General features: G+C 38.5%; 21 protein-coding genes. 15 read left to right on the forward strand and 6 right to left on the reverse strand.

Features of this window, described 5'->3' with window-relative positions; all coding sequences use genetic code 11:
• Positions 1–13: 13 nt before the first annotated feature.
• From B5X76_RS04325 to B5X76_RS21620, 3 genes are all read right to left on the reverse strand, one after another.
• Positions 14–1,165, reverse strand: coding sequence for a FecR family protein (locus B5X76_RS04325; RefSeq protein WP_079641547.1), 1,152 nt, complete (start codon positions 1,163–1,165; stop codon positions 14–16).
• Between the two features lie 124 nt (positions 1,166–1,289).
• Positions 1,290–1,880 carry an RNA polymerase sigma factor gene (locus B5X76_RS04330; RefSeq protein ID WP_079641549.1) on the reverse strand — a complete coding sequence of 197 codons (591 nt, stop codon included), beginning with the start codon at positions 1,878–1,880 and terminating at the stop codon, positions 1,290–1,292.
• Positions 1,881–2,005: 125 nt separating this feature from the next.
• On the reverse strand, positions 2,006–2,560 hold the full coding sequence (locus tag B5X76_RS21620; protein WP_139375198.1) for a helix-turn-helix domain-containing protein: 555 nt from the start codon (positions 2,558–2,560) through the stop codon (positions 2,006–2,008).
• Positions 2,561–3,217: 657 nt separating this feature from the next.
• On the opposite strand from B5X76_RS21620, the gene B5X76_RS04340 reads away from it, so the two are divergent.
• From B5X76_RS04340 to B5X76_RS04350, 3 genes are read left to right on the forward strand one after another with little or no spacing between them, the layout of a single operon-like run.
• Positions 3,218–6,682, forward strand: a complete 3,465-nt coding sequence (locus B5X76_RS04340) for a SusC/RagA family TonB-linked outer membrane protein (RefSeq protein WP_079641551.1) — start codon at positions 3,218–3,220, stop codon at positions 6,680–6,682.
• A 17-nt stretch (positions 6,683–6,699) separates the two neighbouring features.
• The gene (locus tag B5X76_RS04345) at positions 6,700–8,055 is read left to right on the forward strand and encodes a RagB/SusD family nutrient uptake outer membrane protein (RefSeq protein ID WP_079641553.1); all 1,356 of its coding nucleotides are present in this window, start codon (positions 6,700–6,702) and stop codon (positions 8,053–8,055) included.
• Positions 8,056–8,058: 3 nt separating this feature from the next.
• Positions 8,059–8,613 (forward strand): TlpA family protein disulfide reductase, encoded by a 555-nt coding sequence (locus tag B5X76_RS04350; RefSeq protein WP_079641555.1) that lies wholly within the window; start codon positions 8,059–8,061, stop codon positions 8,611–8,613.
• A gap of 51 nt (positions 8,614–8,664) precedes the next feature.
• Here B5X76_RS04350 and B5X76_RS04355 read toward each other — a convergent pair whose 3' ends face one another.
• The 3 genes from B5X76_RS04355 to B5X76_RS04365 all read right to left on the reverse strand — a co-directional run bounded on the left by B5X76_RS04355 (position 8,665) and on the right by B5X76_RS04365 (position 10,732).
• Complete coding sequence (locus B5X76_RS04355) at positions 8,665–9,003, reverse strand: hypothetical protein (protein WP_079641557.1); 339 nt, start codon at positions 9,001–9,003, stop codon at positions 8,665–8,667.
• Between the two features lie 10 nt (positions 9,004–9,013).
• Positions 9,014–9,502: a MauE/DoxX family redox-associated membrane protein gene (locus B5X76_RS04360; protein ID WP_139375199.1), complete on the reverse strand. Its 489-nt coding sequence runs from the start codon at positions 9,500–9,502 to the stop codon at positions 9,014–9,016.
• Between the two features lie 228 nt (positions 9,503–9,730).
• Positions 9,731–10,732 carry an AraC family transcriptional regulator gene (locus tag B5X76_RS04365; RefSeq protein WP_079641561.1) on the reverse strand — a complete coding sequence of 334 codons (1,002 nt, stop codon included), beginning with the start codon at positions 10,730–10,732 and terminating at the stop codon, positions 9,731–9,733.
• A 655-nt stretch (positions 10,733–11,387) separates the two neighbouring features.
• Between B5X76_RS04365 and B5X76_RS04370 the strand changes: the two genes are divergently transcribed.
• The 12 genes from B5X76_RS04370 to B5X76_RS04425 all read left to right on the forward strand — a co-directional run.
• Entirely contained in the window at positions 11,388–12,284 is an 897-nt protein-coding gene (locus B5X76_RS04370; RefSeq protein WP_079641563.1) for a lysophospholipid acyltransferase family protein, read from the forward strand.
• A 166-nt stretch (positions 12,285–12,450) separates the two neighbouring features.
• Positions 12,451–13,368, forward strand: coding sequence for a LytS family sensor histidine kinase (locus tag B5X76_RS04375; protein WP_139375200.1), 918 nt, complete (start codon positions 12,451–12,453; stop codon positions 13,366–13,368).
• Between the two features lie 7 nt (positions 13,369–13,375).
• Positions 13,376–14,101, forward strand: a complete 726-nt coding sequence (locus B5X76_RS04380) for a LytR/AlgR family response regulator transcription factor (RefSeq protein WP_079641567.1) — start codon at positions 13,376–13,378, stop codon at positions 14,099–14,101.
• Positions 14,102–14,147: 46 nt separating this feature from the next.
• A complete protein-coding gene (locus tag B5X76_RS04385) occupies positions 14,148–14,552 on the forward strand; it encodes a hypothetical protein (RefSeq protein ID WP_079641569.1) in 405 nt (134 codons plus the stop codon).
• A 459-nt stretch (positions 14,553–15,011) separates the two neighbouring features.
• Complete coding sequence (locus B5X76_RS04390; RefSeq protein ID WP_079641571.1) at positions 15,012–15,599, forward strand: hypothetical protein; 588 nt, start codon at positions 15,012–15,014, stop codon at positions 15,597–15,599.
• Positions 15,600–15,716: 117 nt separating this feature from the next.
• On the forward strand, positions 15,717–16,103 hold the full coding sequence (locus B5X76_RS04395) for a hypothetical protein (RefSeq protein WP_079641573.1): 387 nt from the start codon (positions 15,717–15,719) through the stop codon (positions 16,101–16,103).
• On the forward strand, positions 16,022–17,095 hold the full coding sequence (locus B5X76_RS22220; RefSeq protein WP_245800943.1) for an NlpC/P60 family protein: 1,074 nt from the start codon (positions 16,022–16,024) through the stop codon (positions 17,093–17,095). The genes B5X76_RS04395 and B5X76_RS22220 overlap by 82 nt, the downstream gene beginning before the upstream one ends.
• A 124-nt stretch (positions 17,096–17,219) precedes the next feature.
• Positions 17,220–17,669, forward strand: coding sequence for a hypothetical protein (locus B5X76_RS04405; protein ID WP_139375201.1), 450 nt, complete (start codon positions 17,220–17,222; stop codon positions 17,667–17,669).
• A 267-nt stretch (positions 17,670–17,936) separates the two neighbouring features.
• Positions 17,937–18,401: an Lrp/AsnC family transcriptional regulator gene (locus tag B5X76_RS04410; RefSeq protein WP_079641577.1), complete on the forward strand. Its 465-nt coding sequence runs from the start codon at positions 17,937–17,939 to the stop codon at positions 18,399–18,401.
• 358 nt (positions 18,402–18,759) lie between these two features.
• On the forward strand, positions 18,760–19,722 hold the full coding sequence (locus tag B5X76_RS04415) for a helix-turn-helix domain-containing protein (protein ID WP_079641579.1): 963 nt from the start codon (positions 18,760–18,762) through the stop codon (positions 19,720–19,722).
• A gap of 74 nt (positions 19,723–19,796) precedes the next feature.
• On the forward strand, positions 19,797–20,816 hold the full coding sequence (locus B5X76_RS04420; RefSeq protein WP_176140988.1) for a helix-turn-helix domain-containing protein: 1,020 nt from the start codon (positions 19,797–19,799) through the stop codon (positions 20,814–20,816).
• Positions 20,817–21,295: 479 nt separating this feature from the next.
• The coding region (locus B5X76_RS04425) for a DUF7507 domain-containing protein (protein WP_139375202.1) at positions 21,296–24,646 on the forward strand (3,351 nt) is incomplete at its 3' end.

The raw sequence follows: 24,646 nt of genomic DNA on the forward strand, positions 1-24,646 counted from the left end.
AAATGCGTGTTTTCTAATTTTTCATATGGATAGTATTTATATTAGGTAAGACCCTTACTTTTCTGCCTTGTATTTCAAATTTGATCTTATTGGTTCTTTCCAGCTGCTTTAGGACAGATATTAGATCATTGGATCTAGAAACATAACCCCATAGACTTAATTCTCTAGGTATGTTTTCATCGTAGCTAATGTCTACATTATACCACCGACTTATGGACTGCATCACGTCTGCTAGCGTACCATCAAATTTGAAGAAACCATTTTTCCAGGCCAGTACGGCTTCTAAATCTTCCTTTCGCATAGTTAACTGCCCATTGTTGTTGACCGCCTGTTGGCCAGGAGATAATATTTTTTCACCCATCTTGGACGCTACCTTTACTTTGCCTTCTGCAAGCGTTGTTTTTATTAGGCCATCTTTTTCGCCATATGCATCGATATTAAAATGTGTGCCCATTACTTCAACCTTCTGCGATTCTGTTTCAACAATAAACGGTTTGGCTGATTTTGCAATTTCGAAATAGCCTTCACCCTTGAGTTTGACATTTCTATAATTTTCACGGCCTATATTAGAATCAAAACTTAAGCTCGAAGCAGAGTTTAACCATACTTTTGAACCATCGGGAAGTAGGATCTGATAGGTTTCACCATTTGATGTAGCCAATCTGTTATATCTTGAGGACAATTTGTTCGTATTATCTTGTATTATGTGGTATTCCAAAAAGCCATCTTTAGATTTTGAGATAGAGACACCTTCTTCTAGGGCAACTTGTCCAACATTTACATTCGTTAAGTTAATATTGGATCCATCAGCCAACGTCAGGGTCGCACCCGACTTACCCGGAGCTATAACGCTACCAGCATAATCTTGGACAGTATAAGTTTTAACAAAATTTTTGTAGACGTAAAGGCCCGAAATACCACACACCAAAAGCATAGCAGCTGCATAGGCAAACCATTTCGCTTTTCGTATCCTAGGCCGATAAATGTTTGGTTCTAAAGAAGTCCACATTTCAGATTTGATACGTTCATAGTTTTCCTCTTGGTTTTTACCCGTTGGAAATATGGTTTTATAAGCATACCACTCTTCAATAAGTCGTCGTTCCTTGGGTGTTGCTTCGCCCGAAAGGTATTTATGTATAATTTTTTTTACGTAATCTTTATCCATCTCACTTCATTACTTGGTTAGTAGTCCGATATACTATATATACAGATGAGAGGATGTTTGGGAGTAGATTAAATTAAAATTTATTTAATTTTAATTTAATCTACTATTTTAGGTTATGAAAGCATTATTCTCTAATAAAGATTAGAAGAAGTAATCCATATGAACTGAATTTTGATAGTCTATCCCTTAATATCTTTAAAGCGTTTTGTACTTGCTTTTTCACTGTTGTTTCACTGATATTTAATCGTTCTGCAATTTCTTTATGGGATAGATCCTCAATTCTGCTAAGTTGAAATACTTCACGCATTTTCTCTGGAAGTTTAGCAATTTCTGAAGCTACCAGCAGAAAGAGTTCTTTCTCATCAAGTTTTTCAGTAGTCTCATCCGTTATATTGACGCTATAATTAGCTACTTCCGTCAAATAATCGCTCCTGGTATTCCCTTTTTTTATTAAATTAAGGACGCGACTTCTAGATGCAATGTAAAGATATCCAGATAGGTTTTGGTCCTCTTTGAGTTTGTCAGACTTTTCCCATACATACGTAAAGAGTTCTTGAATTATATCTTTCGATGCTTCTTCATCTCTGAGGACTTGATTCACTTTATAATAAAGTATCATCGCATATCTCTCATAAATCTGCGCAAAGGCTTCTCTATCACCTGTTTTTAAGAGAGAGACAAGGTCCCGATCAGCGAGATTTTTGTAATTATACATCTATTAATGTTTATTAGTTGATAAAAATAGATTTTTTTTTATAAACGAAAGACAGATAGGATTAATAGCTAATACCAATCAAACTCAATATATAGAAATGGTTATAGACTCTAGAATTATCGTTTCTATTTTTCCGATTCCATAATCTTTTTCCCCTGTTCTGTAATGATGTAGTAGGAAAGGAAACCTTCTTCTGTGTTTTTTTGTCGCATTTTTAGCCAACCTGTCTCGACGCAGGCTTTTATCGATGCGGTCATTCTTGAACTTTTACGCTTTAGTCCTAAGTGAGAAAGGATTTCCGACTCTACCCTCTCTTCTTGGCAGAAAGGAAGAAGCTCTGATATACGTTTGATATCTTGGGCAGTAAGACCAAGCTGACTTATTATTTTCTTTTCAGTAAGCTCTTTTGTAATGTTATTGATTACATTCTCGGAAGGAGAAAATTCTTCTTTTAATTGTAAGCTGGCAAAAAGCTCCTTATGCATCTCATAACCATTTTCATTAATAGCTTTTGCTATCAATTCTAGTTCGCTAGATCGTAAATAATGGATTGGTTCATAACATAGCCAAGTCATCCTTGTTTGGTGGATACCAGTCCTTCTAGAAACTTCAGCTTTATTTACTGATCTTTTCTCTAAATACTCCCCTAAAGCATTTAAAATTCTCTTTTTCTTTGCCATAGTACTTTTCTAAAACGTTTAAAAGTACTTGTTGCGTTAATTTATACATATTATAGTTGTTTTTATACATATAATATGTATATTTGTTTAATTTAGTTTTTTAAAATAGAAAATAGTATCACTAGGTGATGTTATAAAATATTATACTTTAAAAATCTTGCGGAGAAAAGTAGGACATTCGAGTGCAAGGAGTAGGAAAGACCTATGTCTTATACTATATTTGTGTAGTCAATAAGACAGGGTCACCCTGCTTGCTCTGTGCTCGGCCGTCGAAAGATGGTGGCTGTCCTACGCCTTCTCGGCAGAGCAAGCAAAAGGGTGGCTTTTTTTATGCCCGCTTTTATGTTCTGCTGATTTCTCCCCGAAATAGAAACATAAAAGCAATGAAAACAAAAAGAGAACAGTACAAAAACATCATTAAAGGTCCGGAGTAGCTTCGTTAACCTTAGTCATCTAGCATGACTTTTCTATTCTTGTGATGTGTATTATATACCGATTATACAAACTTAAATTACCTTCTTAGCACATCCGAGATAATCATTTAATCAATTTTTTATTAAAACGTGTGGCCTGATCAAGGATCAGGTACCTGTAGATTGTTGATAAAAGAGACGCTCTGATCCGCCCTCATTAGGCCACACCTAATGAACCAAAAAAATGAGACAATTTTTTAGGGGTGGGAGAGGACTGCCCTTTGGGAAAGGTGAACAAGTTAACGTGTTAACGAGTTATCAAGACCGTTCTGGTCGCCCAATAGAAGAAAATAAAAGTAGATTGCGAGATAGACTGCTTCTACCGCTAGGGCGGTATTCCCGAAGTAAATTCGGGACACTGCGCAGTGACGTATTGTTAATAGTATTCTGTGTGTTGTTTAGTGGTCCCGACTTGCTAGGGACTGGCGCTATGGCGCAGTCCCAGCATCGGGACAAGTCTCCCTTGGTTTCTTCTGCCTTCGGGCAGGAGGCCAACGGCCTAACTCAAACCTTGCTTCGTGGTGAGATCCGCTCTGCTGCCGATGGGCAGGCTATCGAAGGAGTTTCGGTCTCTGTAGATAAGAAGCATACGCGTACGGATAAGCAGGGGAGGTTTACCATCAGCGTGGACAAGCCTACTACAGGGATATTACTAATAAAACACATTGGATATAAGGAGCAACTGGTTGTTTATGAGAATACGTCTACATTATTGAATATCGCCCTACAGGCCAATGAAAAACAGATCGAAGAGGTGGAAGTAGTATCTACTGGATACCAGAAGATACCTAAGGAAAGAGCTACGGGGAGCTTTTCTCAACCAGTAAAACAGGTTTTTCAAAATCGTGTCACTCCTGATGTGTTAACACGACTTAATGGAATCTCCAATGGATTAATTTTTAATGCAAACTCATCTAATACCGTAAATGGAAAACTGGATATAAATATTAGAGGAAGAAATAGTATTAATACCGATGATCAACCATTAATCATTGTGGACAATTTTCCATATCAAGGAGATATTGTAGCTATAAACCCAAACGACGTGGCTGATGTAACTATATTAAAAGATGCGTCGGCAGCATCTATCTGGGGTGCGCGGGCAGGTAATGGTGTCATTGTTATCACAACTAAGACTGGACAAAAGGACAGTAGGTCAAAGATAGGGTTTAATGCAAACAACTCTTTTTCATCAAAGCCAGATTTGTATTATAATCCGTACTTCCTCTCTTCGAAGTCTTATATTGAAGTCGAGAAGTTTTTATTTGATAAAGGTAAGTACCAATCGGCCCTTAATAATATTATTACATATCCTGTCGTTTCCCCTGCTGTTGAGATTATGAATAATGAACTTATCTCATCAAATGATTCACTGCGGATGCTTGCTGAACTAAGTAATATAGATAGTAGAGATGGATTACTTAGGCATTTTTATCAGCCCTCTAGAGCGCAGCAATATGCTTTAAATATATCTGGTGGAAGTGGAAAGTCATCGTATTACGTATCTGTCGGTTTTGATAGAAAAGAGAGCGAAAAGAAACTAAATAGTAACAATCGTTCTACTATAAGCTCATATATAGAGCAAGATGTATTCAATTGGCTACGTGTCAAGAGTGGGGTTTATTTAATAAACACCAAAAAAAATGTAGACAATACCTTGAATTCCATTATCCAACGAAATGAAAGTAATTTTCCCTATATGTCTTTTGTAGACGCGTCTGGTACTCCACAGGCTATTGATTATTACTATCGTAAGAGTTTTGTTGATGATGCAGTGAATCATAGTTTTGAAGACTGGTCATTTGTCCCTCTTGACGAATTAGGGCTAACAGAAAACCTGACGTTTGAAAATAACTCCCGCTTTTTTGCTGGAGCTGACTTTCGTCTTGGAAAAGGATTTGGTTTTGAGGCCAAATACCAGTTTCAAAAGTCTAAATCTGATGGACGCATACTGCATCCAGAGAATTCGTTTTTCACAAGAGATTTGATTAATAGGTTTGCGGTAACCAATGATAATGGTGAAGTCGTAACGTACAATATTCCTAAAGGTGCCTACCTAGAGAAGCTCTTCAATAATCAGCATGGGTATAATTTGAGGTTTCAATTGAATTATGATCGGACTTTTGGTGCTCACAAGATAAATGCGATAGGAGGGTTTGAACTTAATGAGCAGACAAACTCCAATGATTATTATGTTCATTTTGGTTACGATGATAATCTAGCAACTTCCATTCCTGTAAATTCAACTGGTTTTTTCAAAGTTAACCCTTCTGGTTATGCTTCAATACCTACTAATATGTTCTTGGTTGGCGGTATTGATCGTTTTCGTTCTACATTTGCTTTAGCATCGTATGTATACCATGATAAATATGTGTTTACAGCAAGTGCTAGGGCCGATGGCTCTAATTATTTTGGTATTAATGCTAACCAAAAGACTGTGCCACTATGGTCTATCGGTAGTAAGTGGAAACTAAGTGATGAAAGGTTTTACAATTTTGATGTTATACCAAAACTTCATCTTGTGTTGAGTCATGGCTTCAGCGGTAACCTGGATAAAGGGTCTACCGGCATAAGTACCTTTTCATATGTCAGTTCTGCAAGATATAGTGGCCGCAATTACGCTAGTTTACGAACTGTTGGCAATCCAGATCTACGATGGGAAAAGTTAAGGCAAACTAAAGTTGGACTCGAGTTTTCGGGTAAAGAAAATTGGATTACTGGTGTCATAGATTTCTGGCAGAAAGAAGGAATAGGACTAATCGGAAATGCTGTCTTTGCACCTAGTTCAGGAGTTACGAGTTATAGAGGGAATTATTCCAGTATGAAAAGTAATGGTTTGGATTTACAGTTAAATATGAATGCCAAGCATAACAGTGTTTCATGGACAGGAAATTTATTAATGAGTTTCGCTAGAGAAAAAGTGACTGATTATGATCTGCAGTTGAATAATAATCTAATTCTATCATCAGATGGTCTCAATGGGAAAGGAATAATACCAATTAAAGGGAGACCTCTTTATAGTGTTTACGCTTTGCCTTTTGCTGGGCTAGATCCTGAAAATGGTGATCCATTTGGGTATGTAGATGGTCTGAAAAGTAAGGACTATAACAGTATCATGAAAACACCCATAGAAGATCTACGGTATTATGGTTCGGCTACGCCCGCATCTTTTGGTAGCTTCATAAATACAATAAGCTGTTTTGGCTTTTCTCTATCCGCAACAATTTCATATAAAGCTGGATATTATTTTAGGCGGAATTCTGTTCATTATACCAATCTTTTAGGGGCAAATATTGTCCCACATGAGGATTATGATTTACGATGGAGGGAAAGTGGTGATGAACTACAAACAAATGTACCATCAATCCAGTATCCGATAGTTCAAGGTCGAGAAGACTTTTATAGGTATTCGTCGGTTTTGATAGAGAAAGGAGATCATGTCCGGCTTCAGGATATCTTATTAGCTTATGATATGCCAAACTTGAAGAGGTCAAAGTATGGCCACTTAAATGTCTATATGCAATTAAGCAATCTTGGTATACTTTGGAAGGCTACTAATACAAATTTAGATCCAGATTTGGTGCCATCACATGGAATATCTTATCCTACACCTTTACAGGTTTCTTTTGGGATCAAAGGACAATTTTAAACTTAGAATAGATTATTATGAAAACTAATTTTTACTGGGCAGCCTTGTTGTTTTTAATGTCGGTTTGCTCTTGTAGTGAATCTTGGCTTGATGTAAAGCCTTCCAAGTCATTGGTAGATGCGAGTTCTTTAAACGATTTACAAGCTGTTTTAGATAATTCAAATATAATGAATAGTATGACTGGCTTACAGGAAGTTTCTGTCGGAGATTTTTTTATAGAAAATGATGTCTGGAAAAACTTGGATCTTCATTCAGAACGTAATTCATACCTATGGTCGCAGGATATCTACGGCACTGAGAAGTCTAATTTAGATTGGACCAAGGCTTACAATAGGATTCTTTATTCCAATATAGTACTTGAAAAAGTAGAAGCTTGGGAAGATAAAAATGGTGTTACTGATGAAAGCGGAAACATCAAAGGACAAGCGCTATTTTTTAGAGCATTTGATTTTTTTAACCTTGCTCAGCTCTTTTGTATGCCTTATGGGATGGTAGAGTATGAGAGTTATGGTCTTCCTTTACGTCTGAATGCAAACGTAAATGACTTAACAAATAGAAGTTCAGTGCCAGAAACATATAGTCATATTATAGCTGATTTAAAGCAATCTTCAGAACTTATATTAACTTCTGATGTTGATAAACTTAGACCTAACAAATCCGCGGCATTTGGAATGCTGGCAAGAGTTTTTTTGTCTATGCGAAAGTATAAAGACGCCAAGCTGTATGCCGATTCCTGTATAAGTATACAGAGAGAATTGTTAGATTTTAATGATATAGCTTTCAAATCAACGGGTTATTGTTTTTCCATATTCAATAAGGAAGTGCTTTTTCATTCTGAATTGAGTAATTACTGGTCAATTTTTGGTGACAATTTAAATGTTGTTCCTGACCTTTATGCGTCTTACTCTTTAAAAGACTTAAGGCGTAATCTTTATTTTCGAGAGGTTGGAGACTTGGTGAAGTTTAGAGGAAGTTTCTCTGGTGGACGTCCACTTTTTGGAGGAATAGCTTTGGGGGAGGTCTATTTGACAAGGGCTGAATGTAGTGCAAGGTTGGGGATTCCTAGTGAAGCTATTGAAGACCTTGGATACTTTATGCAACATCGCTATACCGAAGTTGACATTCCTGTTAATCTTAACGCGACTGATCTAATTGAGTTTGTAAAAGAGGAAAGGCGAAAAGAGCTTGCGTTTAGGGGGATTCGATGGACAGATATCAGGCGATATAATATGGAGGAAGCTCACGAGCATATTTTTCAGAGAAGAGAGACGGAAGGAGTTGGTTATGAAATTGAGCCGAATTCAAGTCGGTACATGTTAACGATTCCTGAAAATGAACTTTTAATAAATAAAATACCTCAAAATCCAAGATAACATATGAACTTTCTAAATAAAATAATAATATTCACCCTATTTATGGGCTGTCACTCATTTGTATATGGACAATCTGAAAATTTTCCATCAAAAGATACTATTGACTTTTCGAAATATAAACTAGAAGATGCAACAGGGAAAATTGTTCGAATTTCAGATTTTAAAGGTAAGGTTGTCTTCCTAGATTTCTGGTTTACGGGATGCGCGGGTTGCATAATGTTTTATGAACAAACTCTCCACAGGCTTAAAATGAAATACCACGATCAGGTGGTTTTTATAACGATATCAATAGATAAGGATAAAGAAAAGTGGCAACGCAGTGTAGCGTCTGGTATGTATACCGATAGCTTAGCCGTCAATCTCTATACGAGAGAACAAGGAGGGAAGCACGAGCTTATTAGAGATTTAGGAGTTGAGGTGTATCCAAGCCTATTTATCCTAGATAGAAATCAGTACTTTGTAAGTAAAAATGAGAATAAAGAGCTAAGAAAATTAGAAGGTAATAAAGCGGAACAGCGATTGTTACAAGCTTTATTACCTTCTGAAGAGAGAGATTAAAAAGTAATTTATGAGCTGTCTTAATAAAGACAGCTCGTGAATTAAAAGTGTTTAGTTACCTGGTATGTATGTACCAAGGTCGTCAGCTGATACTTTCGCTCCATTTGGATGCATGCCATTTGTTGGAGTACCTGTATGTGTCCATTGAGCAGAACAAGCCTTTTCAGATTCTCTACAATTCCCGGAGCTATCATACACGTAATCCAAGGGATTTGTACTTAATGGATTCCCTGATATGTTGAAAAACCGATGTTGCTGTTGGGTAGTTTCTTTTTTTTCTACAGGCTTATTGTCCTGTTTTTCAGTTGTAAATGCCGAACCAACAACAGCTAGTCCTAATAATAGTGCACCACCTAGCACTTTGACCTTGTTTTTAAATGAATTTTCCACGTCAATATATTTAATGGTATATAATAATGTTGTTTTTTTGTCGGATAGACCAAATCCCCAAGATTAACCATAGTATATTAAAAGCTAAATGGGTGTTCCATCCCATACTTTCGATTACGCCACCACAACTACACAAGTGGTTAGGAACAAAGTACATCATGAGCGCCAGATATAGGGTGAAAATCCCTATGAGCATGGTGCTGCCCAATAATGCTCTTCTTTGAAAACGCGGTATTATCAGACCAATAGCCAATAAAATCTCCAACTGTACGACATCCCAGCCGATTGGCTGTGCATAGTTACCAATATAAGGGACATCTGCTATTCCTTTAATAAATTTTTCCATATCCCACAACTTACTGGATGCAGTGTACATATAGAGTACGGCATAGCCATATACGGTAAAATTATAAATAGGTATACTTAGGTGCGAACGATACCATGTTGAAAACTTAATTAATCTATTGATTATTGCCTGCTTATTACTGTACGTTATCATGTTTCTCTTTACTTATGTTTAGCGTTATCATGTTCGAAAGCATTCTGTGCTGCGTAGTGTCGCTCTATCGATTGTCAGCTACAATTCCATCTTGTTTCACGGACTGGCCGGAATAAGGCGTGTTTCATTTTTATCTTTTTCATCTCTTTTCTGTTGGTGTCTACGTCAAAGTTAGATCAAGACGAAAAGAAGATACTGATAGAAGACGGATTTAATATCTGATAGCCATTATGAATTGGATGTCCGTATATATTGCGTAGCTGTCATACCGGATGCGTTTTTAAAAAAATGATAAAAGGCCTCGGGAGAATTGTACCGCAGTTCGTAAGCACAGTTCTTTGGGCTCGTGCCCTTATCCAATTCTTCTTTAGCTCTGGCTAGAAGAAGCTCATTACGCAACTGCTTTAAAGAAATACCAAAATGTAGCTTGTGATAGCGGTTTATGGTGCCTAGATCGAGCTTCAGATCCTGGGATAATACGTTGAGCTGTGTTTCTTGTCCGTTTTCTTTGATATGCATAGCCAATAGTTTGCCTGCCTGAGTCGCTATTTTGAGATCATAGCTCATTTTGGTTTCTTCTTCCGATATCTTCTCGGCCGACAGGTCGATAAGATCGTGGATAAAGCCAAACACGAAGCTTTCATTCTTGAGTTTTCTTTTTTTTAAGCCACGGCACAGTGCATGTATATACATCCGGGTACGTCTGCCAACCTTAAAATCTCTGCTCACTACCACTTCGGGCAGTTGTGCTCGCCGGGCACGCAGTAGACTGTGCAAGAAAATATAGGGTGCTTTATTTTTCTTGCGAAATGTTTTACTTCGGAAATAATAGCCAAAGAGTTGGCTTTTTCCTGCCGGTATCGTTACGCTATAATGACCCGGCGGTAGGTAATAGTACATACCACGGCCACAGGCTTGTTGGCTTACTTGGGCGCCCTGTGCATCGCAGAGATGAATAGCAGCGCTGGCCTCGAGGACGTACAGCACATGAATATCGTACAGCTTCACCTTGATCGGAATCGTACGCTCTTCACCGAATAGTGTGTCCAAACAACTCAAAAATACTTCCAGCGTATCAAACTCTTGTAGTATGGCCTCATCTGTGCCACGCTTCCAATAGCTGCTTTGGCTATCACGGAGTATCAGGTTGGCTATAAGCTGCTCTAGACAATGGGAGCTCGCGACCTCGTCCAGGATGTGCCGAAGTTTAGATAGTACAGATCGCTTCATAATTCTTTAGGTTTAAAGTTTGGCCTTTTCGTGAATCACGGTACAGATTCACCAAATAGTTAATTAGGCTAATAATCATAATTGTTTGTTTAGAAAATGGCATATATCAGATGTCGAATCTAGCCCTAAACCAGTCCTAAAACAATAGAATTTCGTACACGCAGCATTCTATTTCGTAAATACACTTATTCGTTTCGTAAATCATTTACGAAGCAAAATCATGGGAGAGGTTAAGCATCTGAATTGCGTAAAATAGCGGAAATCGAAACGTACGTTTTTAAGATAAAACATGTTGCAATTACTACCATATTGCGGCAGTTAACGTTTCGAAGCGAACTAAATGTGGGCACGTTGTGCTTAGAAAAAATGTTTTATTTAATTTTTAAAAGAAATGAAAAACGAAAGAAAATCACAGATTTCAAATGATTCAGGTATGATCATTAAAAGCGATGTTATTTCTTGGACTACACTAAAATATAAGCTAGATAGTGGGCCCCAAGAAAAAGATCTCGAATCGGATCAAAAATGTCCAATTGTTACCTTTTAACTTTTTCACAAATAAGGCGAAGGAATTAAAAAGGTGATCAGAAAGTCGGCCGCTGTAGATGGCCGGCTTTACGTAAACTTTTTTTAAAAAAATTACAAGAAAACTAATATGATTTTACAACATGTAAGTAAATGGGAGTTTGCATTGTTTAGTGCAAATATAAATCAGGTTATGACAGACCGGAGTTGGAAAGAGCATGCTGTCATATTCAATAAATGGAAAGAGTATCATGGGAGTGCGGATTCCCGTAAATTAGACTGTTTTCATTTGCAATGCCACAGCTTGCTGACTAAGGGTGTTCCTGGTATTTTAGCTATGTTTCATCTAGGCAACCACATGCATTGGCCTTTACTAATGGCTCAAGAAGGTGTTTTATTCGATGTGGTTTTGGATAAAGCAGTTTATGACCGTAATCCCGAACTATTTGATCAGCTCCATAGGCAGATGAATAAAACCAATACGTACAATTATTTATTTAGCGAAGATCCCAGATTATTGTTTGGAATAAAACGAGCATTGGCTACGGGCAAACATATTTTAATTTTCGCCGATGGTGCTTCCGGATCAGTAGATTCACAAAAGGATCAAAGGTTTTCTATACCCTTTCTAGAGGGTAACTTAAATGTTAAAATGGGAATCCCATTTATTTCATCAGCATTTAATGTCCCCGTATATACGTTGATCGATCATAAAAGGCGTAATAGTTATTATTTGGATGCGTTAAAGCCGATTACACAAAAGGCAAAAGAAGATCGATTTGACTTTGTATTACGTACGTTGGATGTAATGTATCACCAACTCGAAATTATAGTAAATAAACAACCCGAACGCTGGGAATGCTGGGCATACCTACATAAAAATGGTATGTTGGATTTGGACGAAAGCATTGTAGACGAGGCACTCACAAACCATCCCTTACTGGTTCTAGAACTTGATGGCGAATATTGTGTTTTCGATAGAAGATACTATACCGCGCAGAAAGTTAATCTTGTTCCTCAACAATAAGAACATTATATTTGAGAAACAAGCTATCTATTTTATGTCCAATCTGCCTAAATTATTTTTGTGCTGGAATGCACTTAGCTTACCTACATTCTATATTTTTTTTAAAGTACTTAACTTCTTTTTTGCCGATAGACCCATCCCTGAAAATCAAATTATCGCAGTAAGTATGTTATTTGCAGTATATTTTATGCTTTTGTTTGCGGCTACATGGTTAGGGGGACAGCAGACATGGAAAAGTAGGACTACTGGTTTAGGGATCTGGCTCATAGCTTTTTTGTTCTTGGTATTATATGGTTATGAACTCATTTATAGTTGGCTGCCCGCTTTAGGGATTAATTTTCATAATCCTAATAAATCATTTAGAATTATTGAATTTAGAAAGCGATTGACCACAGGCTTTTTAGTGACCTGGATTATAGCTAGTGCCATAGTATTCGCAGTAAGGTATTTTAGTAATAAAAAAAGACTGAGCCTTAAGAAAGAGAAGCTCAAGCAGTTAAATAATGATATATCACTACTGAAATCGCAGTTAAATGCGAAGCATTTGTGTCCGCATTTTATCGAAGGGGTGATTGCCATTACAATGGGTAAAATGACGACAGATAAGCAGGAAGATAATTTGGATAATCTGTTAAAGTTGGCCTCCGTCATGCATCATGCCATTGAGATGCAAGAAACAGAGTCCAGTATCCCCATAAAAAAGGAATGGGAACAGGTCGTGAATTTGTTGGATTTGGCCAGTTTAGGCCAAAAAGAGGCTATAGAAAAAGTTTCGTTGCCGCCCAGTTTACAAGATATTCGGATACCGATAGGGCTTTTTCTAACGCCTGTTGAAAATGCTATTAAATATGGGGATGTCCTAAAAGGAAGTTCATTCTCTATAAGGTTCATAATCTATCAGGATAAATGGATATTTAGAGTGGTGAACGATATAATACATGCAAAAAGAGATAGTATCAAATCTCAAAAGACGGGATATAAATTGTTGAGTAAGCGTATCGCAAATGGCAATTGGCCAATTAAAATTGAAAGAGAAGAAAGTCAAACACAATATTTGGTGTCCATATCAGGACCTATAAACTAAACTTGTTATGGATAAACTAAAGTATACCGCAGGATTTATGGATGATCAGCCAGAATCGATTACTATATTCCGCAAAATGTTAGCCCGATTCGACTTTTTAATCCAGCTGGATCCCGTTTCAAGTATTCAGGCTGCACTGAATATGCAAGAAGTGCAATCCGTTGATATATTGTTTCTGGATCTACAGATGCCCGAATTAATGGGCTGGGAATTCGTTAAACTGCTCGAAAATCCTCCCGTAATCATTGTAGTGTCTAGTTTTGGAAATTATGGATTTGAAGTAAATGATATAAATGCGGTAGCATATTTGAAAAAATTACCGGACTGGGAACACTTAAAAAGAGCAGTGGAAGAGGCAGTGAAAAAAGTGGATGAAAGAAATAGAATATCGATAAACAACAGTACAACGGTCAAAGTGCGCAATTTTGAAACCAAGCAGGAAGAAATATTAAAACATGTAGATATGGTATATGCCGAAGTAGAGGATAAAGACATTACTATATTTTTAGATAACGGAAGCAAGGTGATCTATCAAAAATCCCTTACTACCTTAATGGCACTTTTGCCGCAAGATAAGTTTGTTCGGATCAGTGCAAAGCATGTCGTGGCTATACACGCTGTCAAATCGTATAACAGAACAAAAGTCCAATTAACTATGGATGATATTTGCCTAGATATTAATTTTAAGCCAGCCTTGAGAGCCCTAGATTTATACCATGATAACAAGCTGTAAAACAATCAAATGATATAAATTATTAACTTATCTAATATACTGTTGAATGGAAACCAAACTAAACAACACCCCCACACAAACACAGGACAAGTATGTAGAGCAATGTAGCGCTAAAAAGCTAACCGAAGAGCTAAAAGAAATTATCTCACCATTATGGGACCGTATGGATCAACTTATCGAGACCACAAAAGGAATATCGCTCTTGATAATGCAAAACCAAAAACATGAAGACCTCAACTTAAGTCAACGACTTATTGATAATCATGATCTTAAAAAAATGTTGAAATTGGGAAACACTACTTTTTTTGAGAAAAAAGCCCTCTTCAAAACTTATAATTTAGGAAAAGATTACTATTTACAGGATGAAGTTTTAAAAGTAATCAAAATGCATGAAGTGATACCAGCTAAGAGCCCTAAATCCTCTTCAAGAAATCGAAATGTACCGGAATGAACCAGGTACGAGCTGACTCAATTATAGCCTAACAACTACCTAACAACTACCTAACAACTACCCAAGAAACACCCAAGGATTACCCAAGAAATACCCAAGAACCACCTTAGAAACTACCAGCCTATACACAGCCTATACACAACGAATAAACAAGAACTACCCAAGAATCACCCAAGAATCACCCAAGATTAACTAGCACCGCCGTCGCCAACTTTCCAAAACCGACCAATTTAGAATGTGATAATCAACTTCGCGCAGAAAGTATCAGGTTAACAGTAGTAACATTTTACCGTTCAGAATCATTCATAATCGTTCGGAATCATTCGTAATCATTCGGATGAGGTTGATAGCCATTGTTTTATGATTTTTTGTTTAAACCTTTGTAATGTAATCAATGACGGAAGGCGCCCCGGAAAAGCATTACACTAACAGAATTTTTAAAAACAAAATTTAACAAAAATGGCAAAGTCAAAAGACAATGTAGTGATGCAGGGAGCATCAGGAAAAGTAGGTAGAAACCTCGTGTTTCGTCAAAAAGGCGATCAGACGATAATTGCTAAAAGGCCAAGGACAGTTACAGGTAGGGTATTAACTGACAAGCAACTAGCAGTGCAGAACAAGTTTTATGACGCTTCGCAATATGCAAAGCGAGCAATGCTTGATCCGATTTTGAAAAAGGCCTATGCCGAAAAAGCTACTATAAATCAGCAGCCTTATAACGTGGCATTCAGAGATTACTTCAATGAGCCTACTATTCGTAAATTCGATGATAGTGCCTACAAAGGTCTTGTTGGTGATATCATCACAATCCAGGTAAAGGATATCATGAAAGTCACAGAAGTCAGTATAGAGATATTGGATCAGGCTGATGTTCACATTGAATCTGGACTGGCAACGGCAACGGACGATTCAAATTCGCAATGGACGTACGAAGCAACAGTCGCAAATGTAGACTATGATACAGCCAAGTTTAAAATTACCATGCTGGATACACCGAAGAAAATCACCAAAGTGCAAAAAAGCTATGGAGAGGACATGAACCCCTAATCCCTAAGCGAAGGGCGGAGCTAGCCTCCGTCCCTTCCTTACTTTCGTAACCTTCATAACTCTCATCACTCACATAACTCTTGTCCCGATTTTCGGGATCATAACCCTCATCACATTATGATGCAAACAACAAACACTCCCTACACGCTAGCCCAGGGCTGGCGCGAGGAACTCACTATAAAAGAAAAGCTCTTCTTTGGCTTGGTCTTTTTAATCATCGGCTGGCTAATGGTATCGGCTGTATTACAGCTGTTCGACCCCGCTATAGGTGTGCTGGACTTCGGTATTCTCACCGTTGCGGTATTCGGACTGCTGCTCGGTTGGCTAGCCGTGTACATCAGCATTTGGCTGCAGGAACTGCTGTGGCACCCTTTTAAATCTTTTCGTAAACAATTTGGACATCACTTTAATCAACTATCCTCATGGCAACAATGTATTCTCTATTTTTCGGTCTTTTTTTTACTGCTCTATGCAGTGATAATGGGGATGGTAGTGGTGTTTTAGTTTCCCTCAAGCCGGGAGAGGCTCATACTTTCTTGCTTGATCAAGAAAGTACGCAAAGAACCGGAACGAAGTGGAGCTCAACGAAGCTAAACTCATCGCTTAAACCACGAAGTGCTCTGCGCAGCAAAACTTTTGACACAAAGGAGGTGCATCCACGTGCTATTGTCAAAAATTTACCTCCGGTGAGCTCGCAGGCTCGGTTTGTAGGCGATAAATTGAGGGAATGTAAGGTCTTTGCTTTAGCATGCACTCCCATAAAAGCCGTATTAATGTCGCCTGTGAATATTCCTGTTTTTAAGGACGACCTTTTAGCATATGGAATCAAAGACCGTAAAGCTACGAATAGCATTTCTGAAGATTTCGCATTAGAACAGGATTTACCTTCGGTGAACTCGCAAGCTCGGTTCCATTGTAAAACGATTAATAATAGCACTCCCTTACAATCGGGACTATTGTCGCCTGTGAAGCTTTTGACAATAGCAGAGGGATGCACTACAGTACAGTCAAAAGGTTCGAGCGGCAAGGCTTGGACACTTGGCCGATACCAAGTGTCACGCCCGTCTGGCATGGAAGACAAAAGAAATTTAATAATAGCTATTGCTTCTGAAGAACTTGGCACTAGCGAAGCTACCGGTAACAACGACGGTCCCAGAATTGAACAATACCTTCGCTATACAAACCTTGGTAAAGGCTATGAATGGTGTTCGGCATATGTCTCCTGGGTTTATGGTCAAGCCGGATTCGCTGTTCCACGTAACCCATGGTCTCCGGCCTTATTCCCCAAAGCACGGCAGATCGACAAAGTCAAAGCAATGCCAGCAGACGTCTTCGGGATTTATGGTGTCAAAGCCAAACGCATCAACCATGTGGGACTCGTTAAGGAGAAACTAGGCCAGTACCTCGTGACAATTGAAGGCAACAGCAACGATAGGGTAGAGTCCCGACGGCGACATCTACGGACAATCTATGCAATAGCCGATTGGGCAAATTAATGGTTAGTGATTAATTGTTAATGATTAATGGCGGATTTGCAGATGCGCCTACCCTAAAAACACATCATCATGCATCACCTTATCAACCCTATTAACCTTCCTAACTCTTATAACATCAATAATAATGAAAACAATACTAATACCACTATTACTCCATCTAACACTTTATTCGTGTAAGAGCCAAAAGACATCGCAGCTTACACAACGCATGGATAGCCAAACACAAAGTCAGACCCGTGCTGGAACCTCATGGCTGCAGTTCAACAATTTGGACAGCACCCATCGGTATTGGTACTACACAGGGGATAGCACTTTCTTTTTTCATCCCGATTTTGGACTGTGGGGGCATTCCGGTCAGATTACTTATATAGAGCAAAAAAGTTCCGAGACCAATGAAAAGCAGCTGTTAAGCCAATACGATAGCCTTAGCACAGTGAAGGCTAAGATACAACTCGATAGTTATAAAATATGGACGAGCTATTTTATTCGCAACTGGATTTGGCTCTTGCTTTTACTTATACTGACAGCGGTTTATTGGCTTGGTAAAAAGCTAAAGAAGTCAGATCGCTTATAGATCCGACCGTTATTTCTTTCTGAAAAAAAACAATACCAACACAATCGATTGCGTTAATTCTGATAAAACTGTACCTATTTTTTATTATTTGTGGATATTTTACTAAAAATTGGTTGTTGTGTTGTTGCTTTATAGTTTATTAGCGATTTTTGTGAGGTAATATCTTGCTTTCAATTGAAGTAAGAGGATGTTTCAATCCGTTAATTGAGATAGTGTGTTTTCTTTAGATCAAAAACATTCAATAGCCGAAAATAGTTTTCCATTAGCATGAATTTAGATTTGATAGACATAAAGCTACTACGTTTGCTCCAGGAAAATGGAGATTTGAGTAATAAAGATTTGGCTTTGAAAACGAATAAGGCTATTACTACCGTGCATGATCGCATTCGTAGAATGAAAGAAAATGGATATATCAACAGGGTGGTAGCGATTTTGGATAGGCAAAAGATCGGTATAGGATTAATCTCTTTTTCACAGGTATTTCTAGTGGATCACAGCGCCGACTCTCTTAAGAAATTTGAAGAAAGTGTAGCGGCATTTGCAGAGGTTATGGAGTGTTTTCAGATGTCGGGATCTTACGATTTCCTGCTACGTGTTGCCACACGTGATATGGAAGGGTATCATATGTTTTTGAGAAATAAGCTGTCTGCGCTGCCCAATGTAGATAAGGTGCAGACTTTTTTCGTCCTATCTGAATCAAAATTCGAAACAGGATATCCGCTCTCATACTAGCGATAGTTTTTTATATAAAAGCGTCTTTGGCTAGCGGGGTCGGCCATACTTTGCTTAGATTACATGCATTTATTGCCTGTAAAGGACATTAAGTATGCTCGGGTTAGTTATAAGGATTTTTTAAAATTTGATTTTGTAAACTCCTCATATTGTATTACATTTGTTAAAGATATATCTACGTATTGAACATACATCTACTATCTGTCTTGGGGATATAAATTTTATTTGAGTAATAGTTTTGGAATCTTTATTTCTTTAGGGAAATAGGATTTTTTAGCATTGCACGAGGTTTATTGGGGTTGCTGAATATAAAAATTGAGCGGTTTATAAATTATACTTTATTAACTTAAATAGCACTATGAACAGACCAAACTTAACAAGAGGTTGGACGTTATATGAAAGGCTTGTTTTTGCCTTAATTGTATTAGAAGTAGCTCATATTGTAATCCTTTTCAATGACAGTAGCTTTCCTCTTCCTTTACTTTACGGCCCTCTGTTCTGGTCTCTTTACACTTTCTTTGTAGGAAATCGATCACTAAAAGTAATAAAGTATCTTTTTGTCTACAGTATTCCTTTTGTACTATTTGCTGTGTGGAACTTGCTTTTAGGAAGTGAAATCACATGGACCTATTATAAGTGGTATCTCCCAATTATGGTTCCTATTCAGATTGTCTTTCCTGTTTTGATCTTGTTAAAAATGAGGAGTTTTCCCCGTGCTTCGGAAAAAGCAATGTTAATTAAACAACAGATGGCTTTAGGAATAGGTATCTCCGTATTTGTAGCAACTTTGTTTTTGAAGCATTATATGAATTTCAATTTCGAAATGAATATAGATCCCATATATGCCATTGTTGTCGCCCTATGTTTTAGCGTAGGTATAATGATTAACTATTTGTATGCCTATTACCGTAATTATAATAACGAAGTACAGTTGCTTACATCAAACAAAGAACGGAGTAATTTTGAAATAGAAGAATCTATTCTGAAAAATTGTGCTATGCTGTTAAATAAGGCGATGGAAGGAGATAAGCTTTATTTAGATCCTCGACTTTCACTCGATAGACTGTCGGCACATGTTTCCGTTCCAAAAACTATAATTTCAAATTATTTACGTCATATTTTAGGGTATTCCTATTATGAATGGCTAGCAACTTATCGGATCAATCATGCTGTCCAATTGTTAGAAGATGAGAGCTTAGATTATAAACTGGAAGCTATTGCATATGCGAGTGGTTTTTCATCAAAGACTACATTCAATCGCTATTTTAAAGATATCGTAGGTATTTTGCCCTCATTATACCGAAATAAGACCACTTCGTAATAAATATGTGGGTACTATTTACGATAGTTACTATTTTAGTAATATCCTTACAAAGTTTGGTCGTCTTTTACCTTTTGAAAAATAAAAGACAGGCGGATATCCTGTTGGCTATATTTTGTGTGTTGTTAATTTTTGATGCCGGACTCATGTTAATCGCTAATTTAAGCCGGCCAGGAAATGCATATTGGAGTACAGCTGCTCCATTTGGTTTAATATATGGACCTTTATTACTTTCCATTTATAGATCTACACAAGATGGGCTTTTCAAACCAGGATCTTTAACCCTACATTTTTTACCTGCTCTTCTTGGATTGGTTTTCTATATTATCATACTTTTCAATGGCGAGTTTAGAAACATTTATCTCCAACAGTATTTGATTGTGTTATTCGCCAGCATGTCTCTGTCCTGGATAATTTACCCTTTCCTTATTATAACCAATAAGAACCGATCCTCTTTATTAGGATTTGGTTTATTCAAATATGGGATGGTTCTTTTATGGGTACTTACATCTTATATTGTGCCGTTGATTTGGTCCAGTTTGCAAAGTGGTATTAAGGAGTCTGCATTAACGGCTGATTTTGTGATAATAGGTACTATGCTGGTAGCGAGTATGCTAACCTATTGGTTTTTTTTGCGCAAAGTTAGAAATTCAGCAACAACCGTGGAAGTTGCGAATGTAGTGTACCCTCCACAAAAACTGGTAGAACAGGAAAAAGCGCCATCTCCGGGATCCAATTCCCAAAGTAATTTAAAAAACGTACCGGAAGACATTAAGGAAAGAATAGTACAGAGTGTATGTGATGTTCGTTATTGTGACCCCAATTTTAACCTTAAACAATTGGCTAAGGAACTTAATTTGCCGTTAACGCTGACCTCTCAATATTTTTCACATATATATCCAGACGGGTTCGTCAAAACAATAAATAAACGGCGTATCGAAAAGGCTTGTGAATTGTTAATGCATGATCCCATGCAGACGACGATCGATGAGATGGCTTTTTTGTGCGGTTTTAATTCACGAGCTTCCTTCTATCGCAATTTTCAAAATGAAATAGGCTGTACTCCCTCAGCTTACCGAGAACAAATGCTATAATATATAGGTATTATAACCCCTTTATTCTATTCACAAAATTTATTGCAGAGCACACAAGGTATTTATACGGTAAAGTATTTATTTTTTCTAAGTTGTTGATTTGGTGTTTTTTAATTGTTGTCTCATTTTTTTATTTGGACAACAATTAAAAAAAATGAGACAATTTCACGGTGTCCGTTTGTCTATTTTTGTCCCCAATTAAAACTACCCGCGAGTAGTGATGAGTGTGGTCGTGTAGTTTTAGAGGGGAGTTCTTAATAGCCCCTTGGGTTGTTAGAAAGGCTAACATAAATGTGGTAAAATAAAGGGTTCTTATAGCATGTTTTTGCTATTTGGATACTCATTATATCAGGTGTATAGAGGGACTTTTTTTTCTTTGAGCCAGATATGGTTTAACCACCTTAAATAGGTCGTTGCCCGAAGTGCCGAATCAGATTGTAGAAATACGATAATTAATACAATATTACCAAATAGTAATTATGGAATTATTTAAAAAACCAAACCTTATCAGGTGTGGCTGGCTTAAAATGCTCTGGCTATCCTTGATTGTTTTATTTTCTTTTCCCTCGGTCTATGCCGACGGATCGAAGGATCTGTATCCGAGTGGTGTGGCTGGCAAACGAGCGTACTTGCGTTCGAGTACGAACAAGCCAACGAACTATCCGTATCCTAATTTGGGGGTACATTATGTCTATGCAGAAGCGAGTGAAATCATTACCTTAGCATCTAGTGCACAAGCTAGCGGAATGACGAACATTCGACTGTATGCACCCGATGGTACGGCGATACCGTTGGGTATTTCGGGGGCCGCAGGAAGCATAGTGAGTAGAGCAAATGAACTTGCAGGGCCTAAGACATCGGCTGCGGATGCTACTAGCAATACTTATCTGCCGGTATATCACACAGCCAGTATTTCAGGCATTTATAAGGTGGAATTTCTAGCTAGAAATGGAGTTACAAGTGACAATGATAACGGAGCTCCAAATGTAAATGCCAATGCAACAGGAGCTTTAAACCAACCGACCAGTACGCTTATCGCCGCTTGGGATATCAGTGTTTTAAAGGGAACAACATTCCAGCCTGGTCGTGTTTACGCTACCGTTTTCAATATGTCAGTAGCCAGCGGGACACCGGGTTTTTACGGATTGATGCATGTATTGACAAGGGATGGTTATATTTATAAAGTGGACAATAACGGTAACAACGGACAGTATTTTACCTTTTTTGTTAATAATAAAGGAGCCAAGAACAGTAACGACGAACCAACTTATCGGAGCTGGGCTAATAGTCCTAATGGTAGTAATATTGGCTTACCTAATGGTGCAAGTATCCATAGTCCGGTATTAGAAGATACTCAAACTGATATTACGCATAAGGTATTTTATACAATACCGGATCAGAATTTACCAGTTGATGCAATTGGAGGTATAAACGGTTCGGGGAGTGGAAATAGAGAATGGTTAAGGACTATTCCATTAGCGCCCGAAGCGAGCAATATAAAAATAGAAGGAGTCGATGGTACATTGGGTAAGTTTGGTACCAAAGGTGGCTACGTGACTTTTAATACCCTCACTGCGGGAGTCTATACGGTTGAGATTGAAAGTCCGACCAATGCATTCCCAATGGTGACATTGACGGGTAACGCTGTTGTTGGTTTAAATAAAGTGTATTGGAATTCCACTGACGGAAACGGAGACCCTGTACCCGTTGGATCTGTACCAGTGCGAATAAAGGTGAAACTACAAGGTGCCGAAGTCCACTTTCCTTACATAGATATGGAGATCAATCCAAACGGGATAAAGCTTGGATTGTTGGATAAAGATAACCTAAGTAGTGTTAAGTCGTGGACCGTGTATTGGAATGATCAACCATTAGGAGGTAGTGGGACAAATAATAGTCATCTTAACCCGCCAACATCTGCGGGGACTAGTAGTCAGAATGGGGCACATGTTTGGACCAGTAATTATGGAGATGAAAAGACAATGGATACCTGGACGTTTATCCAGGGCGCAGAAGTTATCGAGCTGTCATCTGTTGATATTCGTGTTGCCGACCTTAAAATTTCAGAAATATCGCATAATAAAGGCATGACACCTGTACATGTGGATGATATCGTAACGTACACGGTTAAAGTAAAGAATGATGGTCCTTCCGATGTTTTGGGGTCACCTTTTACCTTTACACCTCCCATCGGGTTTGTACCGGAAGGTGCCGCTGTCTTTGCGGTGTCTAGCTGTGGAGAGGAAACTACAGGTAGGGAGATAAGTTATAATACGACAACATATAAATATGAATCGGCATTGAATCTGCCTCACGGCTGTGAGGTTACCTATACCTTTACGGTTAAAGCAACAAATGCCATGGTCTCGGGTTCGCAGTCTGCCGAAGCGACTATTCTTCGTCCGAATGATGTGACCGATCCCGATGCAACCAACGATGATCCTGCGGTTCCTCCGACCGATCCTTATGTCGAATGTGGAACAGATGGTTGTAATAATATCCTGACTACACCTATCATCGTAGCTCCAAGATCGGATCTTGAAGTTACAAAGAGTATAAATAATAATACACCAGCTATAGGGGACAATGTTACTTTTACCGTTTCCGTAGTTAACAACGGCCCTGATGCAGCTGCGAATGTAAACGTGACAGATAAACTGCCTTCGGGGTATACTTATTTAAGTTCTACACCTAGTCAGGGTTCATATGATCCTATTACAGGTGTTTGGACAATTGGCAATTTGTCAAATGGAGCTCCCGCAGTTACTTTGACTGTGACAGGTACGGTAAAACCATCATCGGGTACGCTAAATGAGTATAGAAATACGGCGACAGCGAGTTCCGATATGGATGACCCTGATCCTAGCAACAATATAGGTATCGCTGAACCGTTGATTCCATCATTGCAGTTTAGTAAAGAAGGGGAACTTTCAACAGACGGCAATACGATTACCTACACGTTCAAGGTTACGAACAACGGAAGTGTGACGATGAATAACATCGCTCTCAGCGAGGTTGCTTTCAGCGGTACGGGTACTAAACCTGTTCCATCGTTTGTTTCTTCTACGAACAGCAGCGCTGTCGGTACGTTGATCCCGGGCGAGGTAGCTACATACAGTGCTACTTATACATTGACACAGGCCGATAAAGATGCGGGCTTACTGTCCAACGATGCGAGTGTAACGGGTACTCCTCCGGGCAGTACGACGAACATCCCTAATGTACCATCTGTAGACCCTACACCAAAAGATCCGAGCGATCCGACTACGGTTGTAGATGTTCCAGCGAACCCATCACTGACGTTTGCTAAGACAGGCGTTCTGTCTGCTGATGGCAATACGGTTACGTATACCTTTACGGTTACGAACAACGGTAATGTAACGATGAGCGGTATTGCGGTCAGCGATCCTAAGATCACGGGAGCAATTACGTTAACAACGACTACGCTGGCACCTGGCGCAAGCACAACGGGTACAGCTACGTATACACTTACGCAGGCGGAGAAAGATGCAGGTGAGGTTGTGAACAAGGCTACTGTAACAGGTACGCCACCGACAACGGATCCGAGCAATCCTGCTACACCTATCACACCAGTACCATCGTCACCTGACCCGAGCAATCCGGGCGAACCTGGCGATCCAGAGAACCCTACGGTTGTAGATGTTCCGGCGAACCCTTCACTGACGTTGGCTAAGACAGGCGTTCTGTCTGCTGATGGCAATACGGTTACGTATACGTTCACGGTTACGAACAACGGTAATGTCACGATGAGCGGTATCTCGGTCAGCGATCCAAAGATCACTGGTGGTATTACTTTATTAACAACTACG

The organism is Sphingobacterium nematocida (assembly GCF_900168125.1).
Classification (GTDB): Bacteria; Bacteroidota; Bacteroidia; order Sphingobacteriales; family Sphingobacteriaceae; genus Sphingobacterium; species Sphingobacterium nematocida.

What these genes read in the sequence shown, in the direction of transcription:
- B5X76_RS04325 (WP_079641547.1), bottom strand. Translation starts at nt 1,165, where the DNA reads ATGGATAAAGATTACGTAAAAAAAATTATACATAAATACCTTTCGGGC.
- B5X76_RS04330 (WP_079641549.1), bottom strand. Translation starts at nt 1,880, where the DNA reads ATGTATAATTACAAAAATCTCGCTGATCGGGACCTTGTCTCTCTCTTA.
- B5X76_RS21620 (WP_139375198.1), bottom strand. Translation starts at nt 2,560, where the DNA reads ATGGCAAAGAAAAAGAGAATTTTAAATGCTTTAGGGGAGTATTTAGAG.
- B5X76_RS04340 (WP_079641551.1), top strand. Translation starts at nt 3,218, where the DNA reads ATGAGACAATTTTTTAGGGGTGGGAGAGGACTGCCCTTTGGGAAAGGT.
- B5X76_RS04345 (WP_079641553.1), top strand. Translation starts at nt 6,700, where the DNA reads ATGAAAACTAATTTTTACTGGGCAGCCTTGTTGTTTTTAATGTCGGTT.
- B5X76_RS04350 (WP_079641555.1), top strand. Translation starts at nt 8,059, where the DNA reads ATGAACTTTCTAAATAAAATAATAATATTCACCCTATTTATGGGCTGT.
- B5X76_RS04360 (WP_139375199.1), bottom strand. Translation starts at nt 9,502, where the DNA reads ATGATAACGTACAGTAATAAGCAGGCAATAATCAATAGATTAATTAAG.
- B5X76_RS04365 (WP_079641561.1), bottom strand. Translation starts at nt 10,732, where the DNA reads ATGAAGCGATCTGTACTATCTAAACTTCGGCACATCCTGGACGAGGTC.
- B5X76_RS04370 (WP_079641563.1), top strand. Translation starts at nt 11,388, where the DNA reads ATGATTTTACAACATGTAAGTAAATGGGAGTTTGCATTGTTTAGTGCA.
- B5X76_RS04375 (WP_139375200.1), top strand. Translation starts at nt 12,451, where the DNA reads ATGTTATTTGCAGTATATTTTATGCTTTTGTTTGCGGCTACATGGTTA.
- B5X76_RS04380 (WP_079641567.1), top strand. Translation starts at nt 13,376, where the DNA reads ATGGATAAACTAAAGTATACCGCAGGATTTATGGATGATCAGCCAGAA.
- B5X76_RS04385 (WP_079641569.1), top strand. Translation starts at nt 14,148, where the DNA reads ATGGAAACCAAACTAAACAACACCCCCACACAAACACAGGACAAGTAT.
- B5X76_RS04390 (WP_079641571.1), top strand. Translation starts at nt 15,012, where the DNA reads ATGGCAAAGTCAAAAGACAATGTAGTGATGCAGGGAGCATCAGGAAAA.
- B5X76_RS04395 (WP_079641573.1), top strand. Translation starts at nt 15,717, where the DNA reads ATGATGCAAACAACAAACACTCCCTACACGCTAGCCCAGGGCTGGCGC.
- B5X76_RS22220 (WP_245800943.1), top strand. Translation starts at nt 16,022, where the DNA reads ATGGCAACAATGTATTCTCTATTTTTCGGTCTTTTTTTTACTGCTCTA.
- B5X76_RS04405 (WP_139375201.1), top strand. Translation starts at nt 17,220, where the DNA reads ATGAAAACAATACTAATACCACTATTACTCCATCTAACACTTTATTCG.
- B5X76_RS04410 (WP_079641577.1), top strand. Translation starts at nt 17,937, where the DNA reads ATGAATTTAGATTTGATAGACATAAAGCTACTACGTTTGCTCCAGGAA.
- B5X76_RS04415 (WP_079641579.1), top strand. Translation starts at nt 18,760, where the DNA reads ATGAACAGACCAAACTTAACAAGAGGTTGGACGTTATATGAAAGGCTT.